The 17,515-nt window shown below is 63.4% G+C and carries 17 protein-coding genes; 6 read left to right on the top strand and 11 right to left on the bottom strand.

The window, feature by feature from the left end; translation table 11 throughout:
* Positions 1–63: 63 nt before the first annotated feature.
* Positions 64–984, bottom strand: coding sequence for a GGDEF domain-containing protein (locus ACB033_RS06910; RefSeq protein ID WP_095593212.1), 921 nt, complete (start codon positions 982–984; stop codon positions 64–66).
* 100 nt (positions 985–1,084) lie between these two features.
* Here ACB033_RS06910 and ACB033_RS06905 point away from each other — a divergent pair, with 100 nt between their 5' ends.
* On the top strand, positions 1,085–3,037 hold the full coding sequence (locus ACB033_RS06905) for a cation:proton antiporter (RefSeq protein WP_139725386.1): 1,953 nt from the start codon (positions 1,085–1,087) through the stop codon (positions 3,035–3,037).
* Between the two features lie 66 nt (positions 3,038–3,103).
* Here ACB033_RS06905 and ACB033_RS06900 read toward each other — a convergent pair whose 3' ends face one another.
* The 4 genes from ACB033_RS06900 to ACB033_RS06885 form a co-directional block, all read right to left on the bottom strand.
* A complete protein-coding gene (locus ACB033_RS06900; protein WP_024941010.1) occupies positions 3,104–4,249 on the bottom strand; it encodes a patatin-like phospholipase family protein in 1,146 nt (381 codons plus the stop codon).
* A gap of 120 nt (positions 4,250–4,369) precedes the next feature.
* Positions 4,370–5,239 (bottom strand): alpha/beta hydrolase, encoded by an 870-nt coding sequence (locus ACB033_RS06895; protein ID WP_162519871.1) that lies wholly within the window; start codon positions 5,237–5,239, stop codon positions 4,370–4,372.
* Positions 5,240–5,310: 71 nt separating this feature from the next.
* Positions 5,311–5,892 carry a TetR/AcrR family transcriptional regulator gene (locus ACB033_RS06890; RefSeq protein WP_371140420.1) on the bottom strand — a complete coding sequence of 194 codons (582 nt, stop codon included), beginning with the start codon at positions 5,890–5,892 and terminating at the stop codon, positions 5,311–5,313.
* Between the two features lie 200 nt (positions 5,893–6,092).
* Complete coding sequence (locus ACB033_RS06885; protein WP_005303387.1) at positions 6,093–6,737, bottom strand: response regulator transcription factor; 645 nt, start codon at positions 6,735–6,737, stop codon at positions 6,093–6,095.
* 158 nt (positions 6,738–6,895) lie between these two features.
* On the opposite strand from ACB033_RS06885, the gene ACB033_RS06880 reads away from it, so the two are divergent.
* Positions 6,896–7,522, top strand: a complete 627-nt coding sequence (locus ACB033_RS06880; protein ID WP_139725387.1) for a glutathione S-transferase — start codon at positions 6,896–6,898, stop codon at positions 7,520–7,522.
* A 96-nt stretch (positions 7,523–7,618) separates the two neighbouring features.
* Here the strand turns inward: ACB033_RS06880 and ACB033_RS06875 are convergent, their stop codons facing one another.
* The 5 genes from ACB033_RS06875 to ACB033_RS06855 form a co-directional block, all read right to left on the bottom strand.
* Positions 7,619–9,727, bottom strand: coding sequence for an alpha-amylase (locus ACB033_RS06875; RefSeq protein WP_139725388.1), 2,109 nt, complete (start codon positions 9,725–9,727; stop codon positions 7,619–7,621).
* 208 nt (positions 9,728–9,935) lie between these two features.
* Positions 9,936–11,099: a membrane protein gene (locus tag ACB033_RS06870; RefSeq protein ID WP_017784006.1), complete on the bottom strand. Its 1,164-nt coding sequence runs from the start codon at positions 11,097–11,099 to the stop codon at positions 9,936–9,938.
* The gene (locus ACB033_RS06865) at positions 11,099–11,470 is read right to left on the bottom strand and encodes a GtrA family protein (protein WP_005303379.1); all 372 of its coding nucleotides are present in this window, start codon (positions 11,468–11,470) and stop codon (positions 11,099–11,101) included. The genes ACB033_RS06870 and ACB033_RS06865 overlap by 1 nt, the downstream gene beginning before the upstream one ends.
* Positions 11,467–12,510, bottom strand: coding sequence for a glycosyltransferase family 2 protein (locus ACB033_RS06860; RefSeq protein ID WP_139725389.1), 1,044 nt, complete (start codon positions 12,508–12,510; stop codon positions 11,467–11,469). Before ACB033_RS06860 ends, ACB033_RS06865 begins: the two co-directional genes overlap by 4 nt.
* A 56-nt stretch (positions 12,511–12,566) precedes the next feature.
* Positions 12,567–13,112: a hypothetical protein gene (locus tag ACB033_RS06855; RefSeq protein WP_139725390.1), complete on the bottom strand. Its 546-nt coding sequence runs from the start codon at positions 13,110–13,112 to the stop codon at positions 12,567–12,569.
* Positions 13,113–13,426: 314 nt separating this feature from the next.
* On the opposite strand from ACB033_RS06855, the gene ACB033_RS06850 reads away from it, so the two are divergent.
* The 4 genes from ACB033_RS06850 (at position 13,427) to ACB033_RS06835 (ending at position 16,803) form a co-directional block, all read left to right on the top strand.
* Positions 13,427–14,197: an ABC transporter substrate-binding protein gene (locus tag ACB033_RS06850; protein ID WP_139725391.1), complete on the top strand. Its 771-nt coding sequence runs from the start codon at positions 13,427–13,429 to the stop codon at positions 14,195–14,197.
* 81 nt (positions 14,198–14,278) lie between these two features.
* Positions 14,279–15,763 carry a murein L,D-transpeptidase gene (locus ACB033_RS06845; RefSeq protein WP_139725392.1) on the top strand — a complete coding sequence of 495 codons (1,485 nt, stop codon included), beginning with the start codon at positions 14,279–14,281 and terminating at the stop codon, positions 15,761–15,763.
* A 150-nt stretch (positions 15,764–15,913) separates the two neighbouring features.
* The gene (locus ACB033_RS06840) at positions 15,914–16,459 is read left to right on the top strand and encodes a DUF882 domain-containing protein (protein WP_005303369.1); all 546 of its coding nucleotides are present in this window, start codon (positions 15,914–15,916) and stop codon (positions 16,457–16,459) included.
* A 92-nt stretch (positions 16,460–16,551) separates the two neighbouring features.
* Positions 16,552–16,803, top strand: coding sequence for a hypothetical protein (locus ACB033_RS06835; protein WP_005303367.1), 252 nt, complete (start codon positions 16,552–16,554; stop codon positions 16,801–16,803).
* Positions 16,804–16,896: 93 nt separating this feature from the next.
* On the opposite strand, the gene ACB033_RS06830 is transcribed toward ACB033_RS06835, so the two are convergent.
* The gene (locus tag ACB033_RS06830) at positions 16,897–17,511 is read right to left on the bottom strand and encodes a trimeric intracellular cation channel family protein (protein WP_005303366.1); all 615 of its coding nucleotides are present in this window, start codon (positions 17,509–17,511) and stop codon (positions 16,897–16,899) included.
* Positions 17,512–17,515: the final 4 nt, after the last annotated feature.

Below are 17,515 nucleotides of genomic sequence, written 5' to 3'. Positions count from 1 at the left end.
TCTCTGCAGCAAACGGACAAGGCCGGCATATGCCGGCCTTGTCGTATTCAGCGGCTTGCCGCTTCAGTCCAGCAGGCCGGCCTTGCCCGCCTTCTTGCGGGCGTAGAGGTGGGCATCGGCCGCTTCGTACAGGCTGTGCACGTCCACCCCGGACTGCCAGCTGGCGGCCCCCAGGCTGCAGCCGACCGAGAAGGTACTTAGCTCCTTGTGAGTCAGCAACATGTGCTGCAAACGCAGCCAGACCGGGCGCCAGGCCTCGGGCTCGGCGGGTTGCAGCAGCAGGGCGAACTCGTCGCCGCCGAGGCGAAACGCCTGATCCGTGCTGCGGATGCAGTGGGTCAGCAGCTGGGCGAAGCGGCTCAGCACCAGATCGCCCACCGGGTGACCCCAGGTGTCGTTGATCTGCTTGAAGCGGTCGAGATCCAGCAGTACCAGCACCAGCCCGTGGGATTCCCGGCTGTGCTGCTCTACCGCGCGGCCGATAGCTTCGTCGAAGTAGGAGCGGTTGCCGAGTCCGGTCAGGTGATCGAGCCGCACCTGCAGCTCCAGCTGTGACAGGCGCAGATAGAGGGGCAGCGGCAGGCTGAGCAGCTGATGATACTGCTGCAGCACCCGTTGCTGACTGCCGCTCAGGGCGTGTTCGAGGGTGTAGTGCAGCTGGCCCAGCAACTGGCCGTGTTGACCGCGCAGCTCGAACGGATAGCTGTGCAGGGTCAGGCTGGCCTGGGGCGGATGCTGGATCAGGGTGTGCGGTTGGCCACAGTCGAAGTGCAGGCTGTGGATCCGGACAATTCTTGCCGCACGATCGGCAAAAGTTGCCAGCAGGCTGCCCAGATCGGTCTGCACCAGCAACTGCTCGAGCAGCTGGTTGCGATCCTGGCTTGCCAGCGGCGTGAGCCGCTCCATCTGGCGAACCCACTGCTCGATGCCATGTCCCAAACCGCTCAATGATGATGTGTTTTCCACGGTACAGCCCTCAAACAACCTACTTCCTGCTGCTTACCTGCAATACCTGTGCCCAAAATATGTTCGATGCGAACAAGGGTGGCTGGCTAGGCTTAAGTAGATAAAAAAGGAGGAAATATTGTACGCAGACGTATTGATCCTGCTGCTTGCCGCCGTCCTGCTGGTGGCGATTTTCCGGCGCCTTGGCCAGCCGGTGATCCTCGCCTACCTGCTCGCCGGGGTCGTGCTCGGCCCCCATGGCGCTGCCGTGATCACCGGCCAGTCGATCATGCAGACCATCGCCGAGCTCGGCATCGTCTTTCTGATGTTTTCGCTGGGGCTCGAGTTCTCGCTGCCCCGGCTCATCGCCATGCGCCGACTGGTGATCGGGGTCGGTGGCCTGCAGGTGTTGCTCACCTCCCTGTTGTTCTTTGCCATCGCCTGGTGGTGGGGCTTGAGTCTGGCCCAGGCGCTGGTAGTGTCGGGCACTCTGGCGCTCTCCTCTACCGCCGTGGTGATCAAGCAGCTGGGGGAGCAGAAGCAGCTGCACACCCGCCGTGCCCAGCTCGGGGTGAGCGTGCTGCTGTTTCAGGATCTGGCGGTGGTGCCGCTGTTGGTGATGATCCCCATCCTGGCCCGGCCGGAGATCCAGGGCAGCGCCCTGCTGGCGGAGATCGCCTGGGCCACCCTCAAGGGGCTGTTTGCCTTGCTGAGCCTGCTGGCGGTGGGCAAGTGGCTGCTGCCGCTGCTGTTTCACGAGGTGGCACGGGCTCGCTCCGACGAACTGTTCGTGCTGAGCACCCTGCTGGTGGCGCTGCTGGCCGCCTCGCTCACCCAGTGGATGGGGCTTTCCATGGCGCTGGGGGCCTTTCTGGCAGGCATGATGCTGGGGGAATCCCACTACCGTCACCAGCTGGAGGTGGACATCCGGCCGTTTCGAGACGTGCTGATGGGGCTCTTCTTCATCACCATCGGCATGACCATGGACTGGCAGCGGGTGGCGCTGGACTGGTGGCTGGTGGCGCTCAGCGTACCGGCCCTCATCCTGTTCAAGTCCCTGCTGGTGCTGCTGGCCGGCCGGCTGATGGGGGAGCGCAAGCGCGACGCCATGGCGGCGGGGATCATGCTGAGCCAGGTGGGGGAGTTCGGCTTCGTGCTGCTGGCACTGGCCAATCACCACGGTCTGCTCGACCACCGGCTGGTCTCTTTGCTCATCGGTATCGGGGTCACCTCCATCGCCATGACCCCCTGGCTGGTGCAACAGGCTCACCAGCTGGCCCGCTCCCTCACCGATCCGGCCCTGCTCACCCGCTCCGAAGTGGCCCAGTCGGGCCTGAGCAAGAGCCAGCACGTGATCATCGCGGGCTTTGGCCGGGCCGGCCAGACCTGCGCCCGCTTTCTCAAGCAGGAGGAGATCCCCTTCCTAGCTCTGGATCTCGACCCCGAGCGGGTGAGCGAGGCCAAGTCGGCGGGGGAGCAGGTGGCATTTGGCGATGCCAGCCGGCGCGACATCCTGCTGGCAGCCGGCCTGCTGCGGGCCAGGCTGGTGATCATCACCTTTGACGATCCCAAGCGGGTGGAGGCCATGCTGGCGCTCATCAGGGAGCTGGCGGGGGAGGTGAAGGTGCTGGTGCGCACCCGCGATGACAGCTTCCTGGAGGCGTTCAAGCGGGCGGGGGCCTTCGAGGTGATCCCCGAATCCCAGGAGGGTGCCCTGATGCTGGTTTCCCACCTGCTGCTCAACTGCGACATCCCCATCGGCCGGGTGATCCGGCGCATGGAGCATGAGCGCAGCAACCAGTATCGCTTCCTGCACGGCTTCTACTGGGGAGATCAAAGCGCCGCCAACCTGGAGACGGATCAACTGCTGGAGCGGCTGCACCCCGTGCTGCTGCACGAGCAGGCCTGGGCAGTGGGGCGTTGCGTGCAGGCGCTGGGGCTCGATGCGGTGCGGATCAGGGAGGTGCAGCGGGGCACACAGCGGCTGGAGCCCAGACCCGAACTGGTGCTGGCGACGGGGGATAAGCTGGTGCTGTTTGGCAATGCGGTGGCGGTGGAGCAGGCGGAGCAGCGCCTGCTGGAGGGGCGCTGATCCCTGAGCCCATGTTGCACCAGCCCTGCTGCCAATGCCGTCCCCGCTTCCCTTGAATGCTCCGGCTCAGGCCTCGACCCGTACCGCCTCCTCTAGCCCCAGAAACTGTTCGACCCGCTGGCGCTCGTTCAGGGTATCCAGGTAGCCCAGCTTGATCAGCTGCTGGCAGTAGCCGGGATAGAACATCAGGAAACTGGCCAGGCTGCTGGTCTCGTCCCCCGTCACCCCCAGCACCCGCAGCAGGCGGCGCAGATGCACCGGCAGCTTGCGCAGATAGGCCAGCGCCAGCAGGTCGAGATCCTGGCTTGGCTTGAGCACGCAGGTCTCCACCCGTTTGAGTTTCAACCGGTTGCGCTCCCGCTCCGGGATGAGATCCAGGGTCTGGTTGATGCGCCACAGCCGCTCCAGATCCGAGTTGAGGGTATCGGTGAAGACGGTGTCCAGCAGGTGGCTGGCGATGTTGGAGCTGGTCAGGTGGCCATGGTGAAAGGTGGGGGCCGTGTGCGCCGGTGGATCCAGGGTGATCAGCAGGATCCGCTCTGCCCCCAGGTGGATGGCGGGACTGAGCGGGCTCAGCTGATGGATGGAGCCGTCGCCGTAGAACTTCTCGCCGATGTGGGTGGCCGGGAAGACGAACGGCAGCGCCGAGGAGGCGAGCAGGTGATCCGAGGTGAGCAGGGTGCGCAGCCCGCGCCGTCTGGCCCGCTCCCACGGCAGGTGTTCCGCTCGCCCCTGAAAGAAGGTAGTGGAGAGGCCGTCGTCGTAGTCGGAGGCGGTGATGGCCAGCGCCTCCAGGCTGCCGTAGAGGATGTTGTCGTCGATGCGGTGATAGTCGATGAGCTGATCCAGCAGGCGGCGCAGCGGCGCGTTGTCGAACAGGTGAAAGGCGTGGTTGGTATGGGGATTGACGAGCCCCGCCGAGCCCTCGTACATCAGTCGCCACAACAGGCGCCCCGGGTGAAAGTCGAAGATGTGGTGGGTCTCGAAACGGCGCCAGACCCACTCCAGCTTGCGCACTCCCAGATGAAAGCAGGAGGCGTAGCAGGCCAGTGCGGTGACATTGATGGCGCCGGCCGAGGTACCGCACAGGATGGGAAACGGAATGCCGAGATTGCGGGGATAGAACTCGGCGATCGCCTTGAGGGCGCCGACCTGGTAGGCGGCGCGGGCACCACCACCGGTCAATAGAAGAGCTGTGTTGGGTCTGGCCATGATACTGCGCCTTATGCATGCCACTGGGGGTGTTGCCACCGAGCAATTTAACTATAAGACGCTGTATCAAATATAAAAACAGGCCTGCCAACCATTTTTGCAGCCCCTTTTTGAGGCTGTTCAGTGGTTGCTCTGGGCGGCACTCAGCTGATCGAAGGCGGCGAAGGCCGGGGCACTGGCGAGGATGCGGCCGTGGCCGAGGCCGCGGGTGCTCACCAGCCGGGTGCGACCATCCTGGGTGGCGCGCAGGGAATCGCCGTGCGGGGCGAAGCGATCCTCCTCGTCGTGCACTATGATGGCAGGCCCGCTGCGGCCGGCGAGCCGCCCCAGCGGGTCGACCGTGCTCAAGGGGTGCTGGTACTCCTGCTCAATCTCCTTGACCACCGCATCGAACAGCCGGATGGAGTAGCCGGAGCGCGCCACCATGCCGTAGAGCTGGGGCACGTAGTCGAGCACCGGCGAGATGAGCAGCAGCGGCAGGGCATCCAGCTCGCGTCGACGGCTGGAGAGGGTGACGGCGCCCCCCATGCTGTGGGCGATGACGCCCTGCAGCGGGCCGCACTCCGCCGCCATCTTCTCCACCAGTTCGTCGAAGGCGCGCACGAAGCGGGGCAGGTGGCCGGTATGGCCGGCGCTGTGGCCGTGGGCCGGGTGATCGTAGGCAATGGCCGTGAAGCCCTGGGCGGCGATGTGGCTCATCAGCGGGTAGAACTGGCTGGCGCTGCCTGACCAGCCGTGCATCAGCAGCCAGACCGGCCCCTGGCCGAGCCGGTAGCTCATCAGGGTGCCTTCGCTGGTGTGTACGGCCTGCTTGGCCAGTCCGGCCGGTGCCGAGTCATCCCGCTGGTTGCGCTGGGGGGTGAGCAGCAGCTTGCTGGCGGTACGCTTGGCATGAGCGGGGGCCAAGGTGTGATGCAAGCGGGTGCCAAGGCCGAGCAGCCATTTGCTCGGGCTGAAGCGGCGGGTGTTGAAGTAGATCTTGCTGCTCATGGTCATCCTGTGGTTTTTATGTGCGAACGGTCGTGCTTTTTTGTCGGTTTTAAAAAAGAGAGGTCAATCCATCAGCGCCAGCCATCCAGCAGCGTCTCTACTTCGGGCCAGAAGTGGCGGGCCGGATCCTGACACAGGTCGAGGGCATTGAACACCTGATCCGCCAGATAGAGGCCATAGAGGCGGTAGACGGCGCGCCAGGGATCCATGTTGCTGCGCCACTCGCCCTCGCTCTGTCCCTGCACCACCTGGCGGGCCAGGTAGTCGAGCCAGAAGCGCACCAGCTGGCGGGCGGCCTGCTGCACCTCACCCTCCTGGGCCGAGGTCCAGGCGTCGAGGAACATGCAGCGACCGGCGAAACACTGGTTCCAGGCCAGCCAGGCCTGCAGCAGGGAAATTAGCTTCTCTCGCTGGCTGCCGTGCTGTTGCTGGCGCACCGGCTGGATCACCCGCTCCCGGAACACCTCGGCGGCGTACTCCAGCACGGCGATCTGCAGGTTGTCGCGGGACTGGAAGTGGGCAAACAGGCCGCTTTTCGACATCTCGCAGGCGCTGGCAAGGGAGCCTATGGTGAGGCTCTCCAGCCCCTGCTGGCTCGCCTGCTCGAACGCAGTCTGCAAAATGTTGTCGCGGGTCAGCCGGCCCTTGCTCATCGCACTCTCCTTCATTGACCGGGGCAGCATAAAGTACGACCGTGCTATTTGTCGAGTGGCAGATGATGTGCAGGCTTGCTGGGAGGGTTCAGCTCTCCTTGATATCCATCTGCTGCAGGGCGATGACCGCCTGGGTGCGGTTCTTGACGCCGAGTTTTCTGAAGATGGCGGTGATGTGGGCCTTGATGGGGGCAAGAGGCTCAGTCGTCCTTGATATCCATCTGCTGCAGGGCGATGACCGCCTGGGTGCGGTTCTTGACACCGAGTTTTCTGAAGATGGCGGTGATGTGGGCCTTGATGGTGGCCTCGGAGACGTTGAGCTCCCAGGCGATCTGCTTGTTGAGGCTGCCGTCGCGCAGCATCACCAGCACCTTGTACTGCTGGGGGGTGAGGCTGGCCAGCTTGCTGGCAAAATCGGCGCCCTCACAGGGCTCGGGATGGAGCGAGATCCCGGCCGGCACCCAGTTGTCACCCCCGATCACCGTATTGAGGGCGTTGACCAGCTCCTTCATCGGCGCCGATTTTGGGATGAAGCCGAGCGCGCCGAGCCGCAGCACCTGCTGGATGATGGCGGGCTCTTCCGAAGCCGACACCACCACGATGGGCAGGTCGGGATACTGGCCGCGCAGGTGGGCGAGACCGGAGAAGCCGTTGGCCCCCGGCATCTTGAGATCGAGCAGCAGCAGGTCGACTTCCGGGTGTTCCCCCAGCAGGTGGGCCAGGCTGTCGATGGAGTCCGCTTCCAGCAGCTGGGCATCGTCGATGGCCATGTGCACCGCTTGATAGAGGGCGCCCCGAAACAGGGGGTGGTCATCTGCGATGACGATGGTAAATTGGCTGTCCATTGCTCACATTGTTGCTAACTGATTGTTTTGGAAAATCAAACTAGCACCGCTCCCGGAGAGGGTCAAACCTGCCGGCGCGCAAATGTGAAGCGACCGTCGGATGTCGTGCCATTGGGGCAGATGGGATGGTCATGAACAACCCATGCAGGAGGCAATAGATGGGATCTCTGGTATTGACGGTGGGCACTGGCTCCACCTGGGCAATGCGGGCGGCGCTGGTGCTGGCCATGAGCGGGCTGGAGTGGCAGGAGCAGGTGTTCGATCTGGAAGATGCCAAGGATCTGCAGCGGCTCAAGCGGCTGGCCCCCGCCGGCCTGGTGCCCTGGCTCGATCACGACGGTGTGCGGGTGCACGACTCGCTGGCCATCGCCGAATATATCCACGAGCTCTGCCCCGATCGCCAGCTCTATCCCGCATCACAGGCCGAGCGGGCGCTGGCCCGCAGCCTCTGTGCCGAGCTGCACGCCGGTTTTCGCCAAATCCGCACCCTGCTGCCCTTCTTCCTCGGCGCCCCGACCCGCAGTGAACCGCCGGTGGAGGCCATCGGCGAGCTGGCCCGGCTGCAGACCATCTGGTCCCAGGCGCGGGGGCCCTTCTATTTTGGCGAGGCGGGGATCCTCGATGCCTTCTATGCGGTGATGGCCTACCGGCTGGCGAGCTACGGCATCCAGCTGCCCGGCCAGGCGGGTGTCTATCAGCAGGCGCTGCTGGCCTGGCCGCTGTGGCAGCAGACCCTGGTCAAGGCGCGTCTGCAGTGGCCGGCGGCCGCTCGTCAGCCGCAGTGAACCTGCGGGCGAAACAGCCGGTCTGAACGGCTGGTGTAAACAGAGAGGGGAGCCACTGGCTCCCCTCTCTGTTTGGGGTTGATTCCTTGGGCCGGATTACGGCTGGCGGCCGGCGAACACCACCACCACCTTGTCATCCCCCTTCTCCCGCACGAAGGCATAGGGGCTGTCGGCCAGTTTCTTGTGGCTGCCCGCCGCCACCGCCGGGTGGGCGGCGCGGAACTGGCCGAGCCGCTGCCAGTGCTTGACCAGCTCGGCTTTCTCGCCGCTGGCCAGCTCCTGCCAGTTCATGTCCGAGCGCAGTGCCTGATCGAACACGCCGCCATCCTTGGCGAGCCCGCGGCCGGACTCATCGCCGTAGTAGATCTGGATGCCGCCCGGCAGCAGCATGAAGCTGCTGGCGACCCGGCGCTGCAACGTCACGTCCTGATAGTCGCCGAAGAACAGCTTGGTGTCGTGGGAGCTGATGTAGCTCAGCACGTTGAACTCGGGATCCTGATTGATGCGGCTGGCGTAGCCGGCATAGGTGGGCTCGGCGCTGGCCAGACACTGGGCCTGGGGCAGGGCGAACTCGCGCTGATAGTCGAAGTTGATCAGGGAATCGAAGCCGTTCTGATACCAGAAATCCTTGGCCACCCCGTGATCCCACACCTCGCCCACCATGTAGAAGGGCAGATCGTCGAGCTTCTTGGTCGGGTTGGCGGCTTTCCACTCCTTGAGGGCGGTGGTGCCAGCCTGCTTGAGGCGGGCCCAGACGGCGGGCTCCAGGTGTTTGACCGTGTCGGCTCTGAAGCCGTCGATGCCGAAGCGGCGCACCCAGTCGGTGTGCCAGGCAATGAGATAGTCGCTCACTGTGGCGTTGGGCAGCGCCTTGGCCCTGGTGTCTTTTTTCTCCGCCAGCAGCGGCGGCAGCCCCACCGGCTTGGTGGATTCGGTGAGGAAGTCCGGCAGTCCCGCCACCGAGCCGGTGACGTCGTCGGTGCCGGGTTGCGGGTAGCCGGGCAGGCCGGCCCGCACCCAGTCACCGCTCCACCACTGGTCCCACTTCGGCGACTGGTAGTCGATGAACTGGTTGTAGCCATGCCAGTTGAGGCCGCCGCTCGGGCGCCACTGGTTCCAGCGGGCCGGCAGTTTGCCGGTGTTCTGGGTGAGGTCGGTGAGCCCGAGATCTTGCAGGTCGGCGAGGGTGGCGTAGCCGGCGTGGTTCATCACCACGTCGAGGATGATGCGCATGCCGCGCTTGTGCGCCTCGTCCACCAGGGTCTTGAGGCTCTCCTCGTCGCCGTAGTTGGGGTCGATTTTGGTGAAGTCGAGCGCCCAGTAGCCGTGGTAGGCGTAGAAGGGAAAGTTGCCCTGCTCGCCACCGCCGATGAAGCCGTGGACCTGCTCCACCATGGGAGTGATCCAGATGGCGTTGATGCCGAGCTGCTTGATGTAGTCGAGCTTTGCGGTCAGCCCCTTGAAGTCGCCGCCATGCCAGGTAGCCACCTCATCCTGCCCGTCTTTCTGGCGCCCGAAGTTGTGGTCGTTGGCGGGATCGCCGTTGTTGAAGCGGTCGGTCAACAGGAAATAGACGCTCGCCTGATCCCAGCTGAAGGGGGCCGTTGTGGCCGCCTTGACCGGCTCGAGCAGCAGCAGGCCGCCGCTCTCTTTACTGGGCGTCAGGGTCAGCTTGCCGCCCTTGACCACCCCTTGCTGGCCGGAGTAGGCGTCCCGCAGTTGGGTGCCGTCGGGCCAGACTCCTTTCAGGGATACGGTAACCGGGCCGCCATCCCAGCTGATGCAGGGTTCCGCTGGCGGTTGGCGTTTGAACTCGCTCTTCCTGGTGGCTCGCAGCACCTTGAGGCTGGGGGTATCCGGGTTGAAGGTGAACTCATAGTCCCCCGCCAGCATCACCCGCAGGTTGAAGTGCTGCCCCTTGCTGCACTTGTCCATGGGCTGGGCGGTGCCGAAGGGGAGCGGTTTGGCCTCGCTCGGACCGAAGCTGGTGCCGCAGCTGTTGCCCGCGTCGCTGATGCGGATCTGGTGGCTCCCCTTGGTGAGCGGATGGGTCAGCTGCAGCGCCCCCTTGTCCAGCGCCAGCGGCGTGCCGACCGGCTGGTCATCCACGTAGAGGCGCACCTCGGCGGCCATGGCCTGATGGAGAAAGAGGGGGCAGGCCAGCAGGGCGAGCCAGAGGGAAGAAACCGAGGGGGTGCGACGCATAAGCCATTCCTTGCTGGGGTTAAGCGGACCAGATTGCCGTCAATGGGGCTCATTCTAGGAGGCATGAGGGCGCGCTTGGACAGGCAAACCGCCGATTTGTGACATCAGTTCAAATGGTTACGTTTTCAAGAGTGGAAAAGTGTGAGCGGGGTGTCGTGCCCATAAAAAAAGCCGGTCGATAGACCGGCTTGTTGCATTGCCACCTTCGTCACACGGTGAAGAACTTGAAGTTGACGAAGGCCACCGCGATGAAGGAGGCCACCATGCCGCTCAGGCAGAGCACGGCCGGGCGAATGGCCGGCCAGCGATGGGTCAGCAGGATGATCGCCAGCATGGTGGGATAGAGGCCGAACATGTAGCGCGGCATGGCATTGAGCCCTGTCATCAGCGGAATGGTGCAGCAGATGAACATCAGGGTCGCCTCGGCCCAGCGCTTCTGGCTGAACAGATAGAGGTTCAGCGCCCAGCCGAACATCACCATGATGGAGAGGTAGGATTTGCGTCCGCCCAGCTCGAAGCCGCTCAGCCACCAGTCCAGCGGGCTGTCCATGTAACGGCCCCAGGCCACCTGGATGTGCTTGAAGGCCAGCGCATCACCGGTGAGGTGATAGAGGTAGAACATGTAGGCGAACAGGCCGAGCGGGATCATCCAGAGGGTGAACACCACCTTGAAGGCGCGCTCGGTGAAGCGGAAGAACTCGCGCCAGCCGTAGGCCTGCAGCGCCAGGATCAGCACCGGGAACACCATCATCACCCCCAGGTTGCGGGTGGCGGAGATGAAGACGCCGAGCAGGGCCACCATCAGCCACTGCTGGCGATAGGCGAACAGGAACATGCCCAGCATCAGCGCCATGAACATCGACTCGGTATAGCCGGAGACGAAGTAGGCGGAGAAGGGGGAGAAGGCGAGCAACCAGACGCCGAAGCGGGCGGTATCGTCACCCAGCTTGAGCTGGCGCAGCACCAGCAGCATCAGCGGCAGGCTGATGAAGAACGCCAGGTTGGCCACCAGCATCAGGCCGATCAGGCTCTCGACGTTGAGCAGGTTGGAGAGGGTGCCGGAGATCATCGGGTAGAGCGGCATGAAGGCCCAGTTGGCCGCATTACCCTTGCTCAGCCAGCGCGGGTAGAGGTCGTAGCCGTTCTCGATGATGCGCTGGAACCAGACACAGTCAAACTGGCAATAGGCCTGCAGCGGGCCTATGTCGGTGGCGCCGTAGAGCTGGACGCCGAAGTAACCCATGCCGTAGAGGGCGACCCGGCTCAGCACGAAGGCGGCGATGATCATCAGCCAGTCGCGGCCGCTGATGCGAAGTGACGGGCGATAGGGCGCCGCCTGGTCGGGGGCTGTGGTGGTAGTCATGTCATTCATCAGGCAAATACCCAGATCCTGGAGAGGAGGTAGGTGAGCACGGTGACCGTCAGGGTGGCGATCACCACCGGCAACAGACCGGAAAGACCCGCAAACAGCAGACCGCTCAATATCAGGTTACGCACCGCCAGCGAGAAGAGGGCGACCAGCAGGAACTTGCTGGCGGCACCCTGCTTCTGGAAGGTGATGTAACGGTGACCGAAGAAGGAGAACCAGAACGCGATGGCAAAGGCCAGCGTCGTCACCAGGTGCTCCGAGATGGTGGGCCAGGTGTGAAACAGGGCGATGGAGGTGCCCAGATCGACGAGGGTGGCCCCCCCGCCGACAAACCCGAAACGTACCAGCCGCCAGAATTCCTCGCGGGAGATCATTGAGAAGCCTGCTCCTGCTGGTCATCAGCGGCTTTCGCGGCAGCTGCCTTCTTGCCGGCGCTCTTCTTGCTGCCGGTGGTGGCGTCCTGCTTGGCATACTGGCCGTACACCCCTTCGATGAGGTAGACGGGGCGCTGCTTCACTTCGACGAACATACGGCCGATGTACTCGCCGATGATGCCGAGCGACAGCAGCTGGATGCCGCCGAGGAACAGCACCACCGACATCAGGGAGGCGTAACCCGGTACGTCGATGCCGAAGAAGACCACCTGGGTGACGATCTTGAGGATGTAGAGGAAGGCAACGAAGGAGACGCCGACGCCGACGTAGCTCCATACCCGCAGCGGCCAGCTGGAGAAGCTCATCAGACCGTCGAGGGCGAAGTTCCACAGCTTCCAGTAGTTGAACTTGGTCTCGCCAGCATGGCGGGCGGGGCGCTCGTAGGGCACACCGACGGCGCGGAAACCTGCCCAGGCGAACAGCCCCTTCATGAAGCGGTTGCGCTCCGGCAGCTGCTTGATCGCCTCGACCACCTTGCGGTCGATCAGGCGGAAGTCGCCGGCGTTCTCCGGCAGCTTGGTGCTGGTGGAGAGGGCGTTGAAGAAGCGGTAGAAGCCGCCGGCGGTGAGGCGCTTCATCGGAGTGTCGGCGCTGCGATCCACCCGGATGCCGTAGACGGTGTCGTAGTCGCCGGTCTGCCACAGCTTGACGAATTCGAGAATGAGTGAGGGCGGATCCTGCAGATCCACGTCCATCGGCACCACGGCATCACCCTTGGCGTGATGCAGGCCGGCGGTCATGGCCGCTTCCTTGCCGAAGTTGCGGGCCAGGTTGACCAGGGTGACGCGCGGGTCGCGGGCGATGGCCTGCTCGACCACCTCACGGGTGCGGTCGCGGCTGCCGTCGTTGACGAATACAATTTCCAGCTGATCCTTGAGCGGCGCCAGTTCGTTATCTATCGCGTTGATGAAGGCATCTATGTTCTCTTCCTCGTTGTAAACGGGAACGATCAGAGAGAGTCGAAAATCGGCATGCGACATGAAAACTTCCTTATTTGGAAAATTATTTTATAAAACAGCGTATTGGAGAATACGTCTTACTGGGCGACGGTCAAGCGCACCGACTGGACATTGAGCGGTGTCGGGGCGGAGAGCGCCAGAAAGTTGGGACGCTTGGGATCCGAGGTCAGCGACTCGCCCGGCAGGCTGAGACGGATCTCGTTGATGCCGGCCTTGGCCAGCTTGACGGTGGTGGTGAAATCGTGACCCAGTGCCACCTTCAGCAGAGCGCCGGCCTGCGGGCTGTTGACCCGGGCCTGGATGGTCAGCTGTTCCGGCTGTGCCTGCTGTTTGGGCAGTACGAAATAGAGGCCACCCTGGCCGCTCAGTTCGGTGCCATCCTCGCTCGGTTTCTTGGCCCAGCCTTCGCTGGAGAGGAAGCGGCTCGGCTTGGTCAGATTGAGCTCGTTGCCGGGCTGGTAGGTCATGCTGGAGTTGTGCTCCCAGAAGCGGGTCTTGCCTTCCAGGTAATAGAGCTTGTAGGCCAGGCTCACGTTGGGGTGGGCGGCCAGATAGAGGGTGTAGAGATAGAAACCACTCAGCGCCACGATGGCGGTCAGAAAACCAAACTTTTTGTACGTCATATCACTCTCTGCGCCTCACGGTTTGTAGGCTGATTTCGCGCATATGCTAATCCAATTGCAAAAAAAGCATAGTGGATCACAAAAATATATTTGGTCACATATTAACCCCTTTCTGATTGGTGTTCCAAATGTCGCTTCTCCCTCTTTTTAGCTAGCCCCCAGGCCCTGTTGTGGCGGGCCGGCCGGGCCCCTTTTCTGCTCGGGCGGTGCCGCTTTTTCGGCGCCCGATCATGGTCTGCATCCCTGTGGCAGGATCTGTCGCCATTTTGCCGAGGCCGATTTATGATGAGCTGATACGCCGTCAAGGATGACCCATGAAGCTGAAACTCTGCTGCTGGATGCTCTGGTTGCTGACACCGCTGGTATCGGCAAATGCGCTGTGTCCTGCTCCCTTGCGGATCGGTTATGACAACTGGCCGCCCTATCACTATTACCTCGAGTCCGCGGCCGGCAAGAAAGAGCTGCAGGGCTTTGCCATCGAAGCGCTCAACGCCATGCTCAAACGGCTGGATTGCAAGGCCAGCTACGTGGAGATGCCCTGGAAACGGGTGTTGCACGGCCTGGAGTTGGGGGTAGTTGACATTGCCATGGAGGCCTACTTCAACGAGGATCGTGCCCGTTATGCCTGGTTTTCCGATGCCTACAATCCGGGCCGCAGCGTGCTCTGGATCCGCAAGTCAGACGCCTATGCCGACACCGATCTGGCGAGCTGGCTGGCTGACGGGCATACCCTGGGGATCACCAAGGACTACTACTACGGCGCCGAAATCAGCGAGCTGCTGCGTCGTTATGCCGCTCAGGTGAGCGTGGTGAACGACGAGCAGAACTACGGCAAGCTGGTGTTGGGACGCATCGACGGTTTTCTCGGCGATGTGCTGGCCACCCCCTGGGGCTTGAAGAAGGAGGGGTTGAGCGATCTGATCGTGCCCCATGCCATGGCCGTATATGAAGCACCGACCTTTTTCATGTTCAGCAAGAAACGGCTGTCCCCCGAATTCGTGCGGGAGTTCAATCGAGAGCTGGCCAAGTTTAAAGCAACAAATGAGTATGACATTATCTGGCGGCGCTATGCGCCCGCCGGCTAGCAAAGTCGCGGGCATTCACGCATGATGAGCGCCTTGACCGCCGGGTCTGACGGATTGAAGTGAACCTATCTTGAGGTAAGCATGGGGAAGAAGTATTGGCTGGCATTGGCAAACCTGATCTGGCTGGGCTGCTGGCCAGCGGCCATGGCACAGGCCAGCGAAGGCCAGGTGGTGGTGAGCAATGCGGCGGAGCAGCACGACTGGTATCAGAACCGGATGGCGGAGCAGGCCAGGCAAGAGCTGGAGCAGCAACTGCAGGAGGCCGTGCTGGCCCAGTTGCACCCGGATTTCTATACGCTCTGGAAGAAGCTGCAGGCCAAGCCGGCAGATCAGCGCGGCGCCCTCTATGACGAGGCGTTTGGCAAGCTGGCCCGGTTCCAGCAGGCCTGGCGCGCCATGGATCTGGTCTCCCGCGAGCAGATGCAGACCCTCAAACTCAATCTGAACAAGCCGCTGGCTCACGAGCCGGCCGGCGACAACCTGCTGGAACAGGTCAAGCAGCTCAGACCCCAGGTCGCGGAATACGAGGCGGTGCGCGAGGAAGTGCGCAAGCTGCTGGCGCTGCCCATGGCCAAGAAGTGGCCGACCCTGACCATGCCAACCCTGCGGGCCGGCGAGGTTTCTCCGGAGCTGGGCCAGATCCGCTCCATCCTCAACGAGCTGGGCGACACGGCCCCGCGCCATGACGACGCCACCTACGACGACGACACCCTGCAGGCGGTCAAGCAGTTCCAGCGCCGCCACGGTCTGACCGCCGACGGCATCATAGGCCGGCAGACCCGCAGCTGGCTCAACACCGGGCCCGAGGTGCGCGCCAGCTTGCTGCTGCGCAACCTGTGGCGACGTGATCTGGTGGATCAGCTCTCCGGGGCCCGCTACGTGCTGGTCAACATCCCCGACTATCGGCTGAGCGTGGTGGAGTCCGGCAACGAGGTGTTCACCAGCCGGGTGATCGTCGGCAAAGAGCAGCGGGCCACCCCGATCCTCGCCAGCGAGATCCGCTCCATCGTGCTCAACCCGGCCTGGCACGTGCCGCGCTCCATCCTGAGCAAGGACATTCTGCCCAAGCTGGGGCGTGACCCCGCCTACCTCAATCGCGAGCAGTTCGAGGTGATCGACGGCGAAGGCAATCCGGTGCAGTTCACCGAAGAGGGCTGGCAGCAGGCATTGGCGTCCGGTTTCCCCTATCGTCTGCGGCAAAAGCCGGGCGATCACAATGCACTGGGTCGCTACAAGTTCTATCTGCCCAACAACGAGGCGATCTACCTGCACTCAACCCCGCGCAAGGCACTGTTCGAGCAGGGCGCGCGCGCCTTCAGTTCGGGTTGCATCCGGGTGGAACACGCCGACGATCTGGCCGAGTTGCTGCTGGCGGACTCCCGCTACCAGCCCGACAAGGTGGCCAGCATCCTGAAAGAGAGCCAGACCAAGTGGCTGCCGCTGACCACTCCGATCCCGGTGTTCACCGTCTACTGGAGCAGCTGGATCGACGAGGAGGGGCGTCAGCAACTGCGCAACGACATCTATGGATTTGATCGAGTCAGCTACCAGAGTCGCCTGCTGTGATCCTCGCCACAGAGTGAAAAGCCCGGCCTGCGCCGGGCTTTTTCATGGCACCTCGCGGTTTGACAGCGGCCGGCTCGGCGGGTAGTTTCAAGCGCCTGTATCAAATTCATTCAACGGTTTCACCTCAACATTGCGATGGACGGACAAGGGATGCTTGATCAAGAGATAAGCCGACGTCGCCTGCTGCTGGGTGCCGGTTGCCTGCTGGGGGGCTCGCTGTTGTCCTTCCCCGCCATGGCGAGTCGCAGTACGGCGGGACGTGAACTCAGCTTCTTCAATCTCAATACCGGTGAGCGGGTGCGCACCAGCTACTGGGAAGATGGCCGCTATCTGAAAGACGGGCTGGCCGAGCTCAACCACATCTTTCGCGACTACCGTCGCAACGAAGTGTTCAACATCGACAGGAAGCTGTTCGACCAGCTCTACCTGCTGCAGCACAAGCTGGGTCGCCACGGCGAAATCCAGCTCATCTCGGGCTATCGCTCCCCTGTGACCAATCGCCAGAAGCGCAGTCGCAGCCGCGGGGTGGCCAAGCACAGCTACCACACCCTGGGGCAGGCGGTGGACGTGCGGATCCCCGGGGTACAGCTGGCGCACCTGCGCAAGGCGGCGCTCCATCTCAAGGTGGGCGGCGTCGGTTACTACCCGAGCGACAACTTCGTGCACCTCGACACCGGGCCCGTGCGCAGCTGGTAACGGCGGTTTGCTGGCCGCATCGGCCCGGCGGGTGACTGGTCAGCGGGGTGGTCGAGCTGGTAGGCTCTGGACACCATGCAGAGGAGAACCAGATGAAACATATTTTGCTTGGCGGGCTGATTGCCCTGCTGCTGACCGGCTGTGGCAAGCTCAACCGCGAAAACTACGACAAGCTCAAGATGGGGATCAGCTACGCCGAGGCGAGCAGCATCCTCGGCAAGGCCGAGCGTTGTGACGATGCGCTGGGCACTACCAGCTGCATCTGGGGCGACGAGGGCAAGAACATCAAGATCCGTTTCATCGCCGACAAGGCGACCTTCTTCAGCTCGGAAGGGATCAACTGAGGTAGTTGCAGCCCCCCTGCCCAACAAAAAAGCGCCTGACCGGCGCTTTTTTGTTGGCTGTGATCCGTACCGGCTCGCCAGAAGCTGGCGCGCTCAGTGCGCGGCGTACTGATAGTGAAAGGTGGGCAGCCCCCACTTGAAGCGCACCGCCAGCAGGCGCAGCACGAAGCCGATGCCGATGGCACCGAAGGCGGCCCAGTCGTTGGGCAGGCCCTGATCCAGCGCCAGGCAGTAGAGGGCGGCGGTCACCAGCGAGATGGCGGCATAGAGCTCGCGGCGAAACACCAGCGGAATGCGCTGGCAGAGCAGATCCCTGAGCACGCCGCCGAAGGCCCCCGTCACCACCGCCATGATGCAGGCGATGCCGGCGCCGTGACCCATTTCCAGCGCCCTGGCCGCACCGAAGATGGAGAAGACCACCAGCCCCAGGGCATCGAGCGCCATGAACAGCTTGCCGAGATAGCGCATCAGCGGTGCCGAGATGACGCCGGCCATGGCCGCGCCGGCGACCAGCAGCACATACTCCGGGTGTTCGACCCAGAGCAGGGGGTAATGGCCCAGCAGCACATCGCGGATGGTGCCGCCTCCGATGGCCGTCGCCGAGGCGATGATCACCACGCCGAACAAATCCATCCGTCGCCGGCCCGCGGCCAGCGCGCCTGTCATCCCTTCGGCCACCAGGCCCAGCAAGAAGAGTGCATGTAACATGAGA

The organism is Aeromonas sp. S15(2024) (assembly GCF_041402265.1).
Classification (GTDB): domain Bacteria; phylum Pseudomonadota; class Gammaproteobacteria; order Enterobacterales; family Aeromonadaceae; genus Aeromonas; species Aeromonas dhakensis.
The sequence above is the reverse complement of the archived record's forward strand: the minus strand, read 5'-3'. Positions and strand labels throughout refer to the sequence as shown.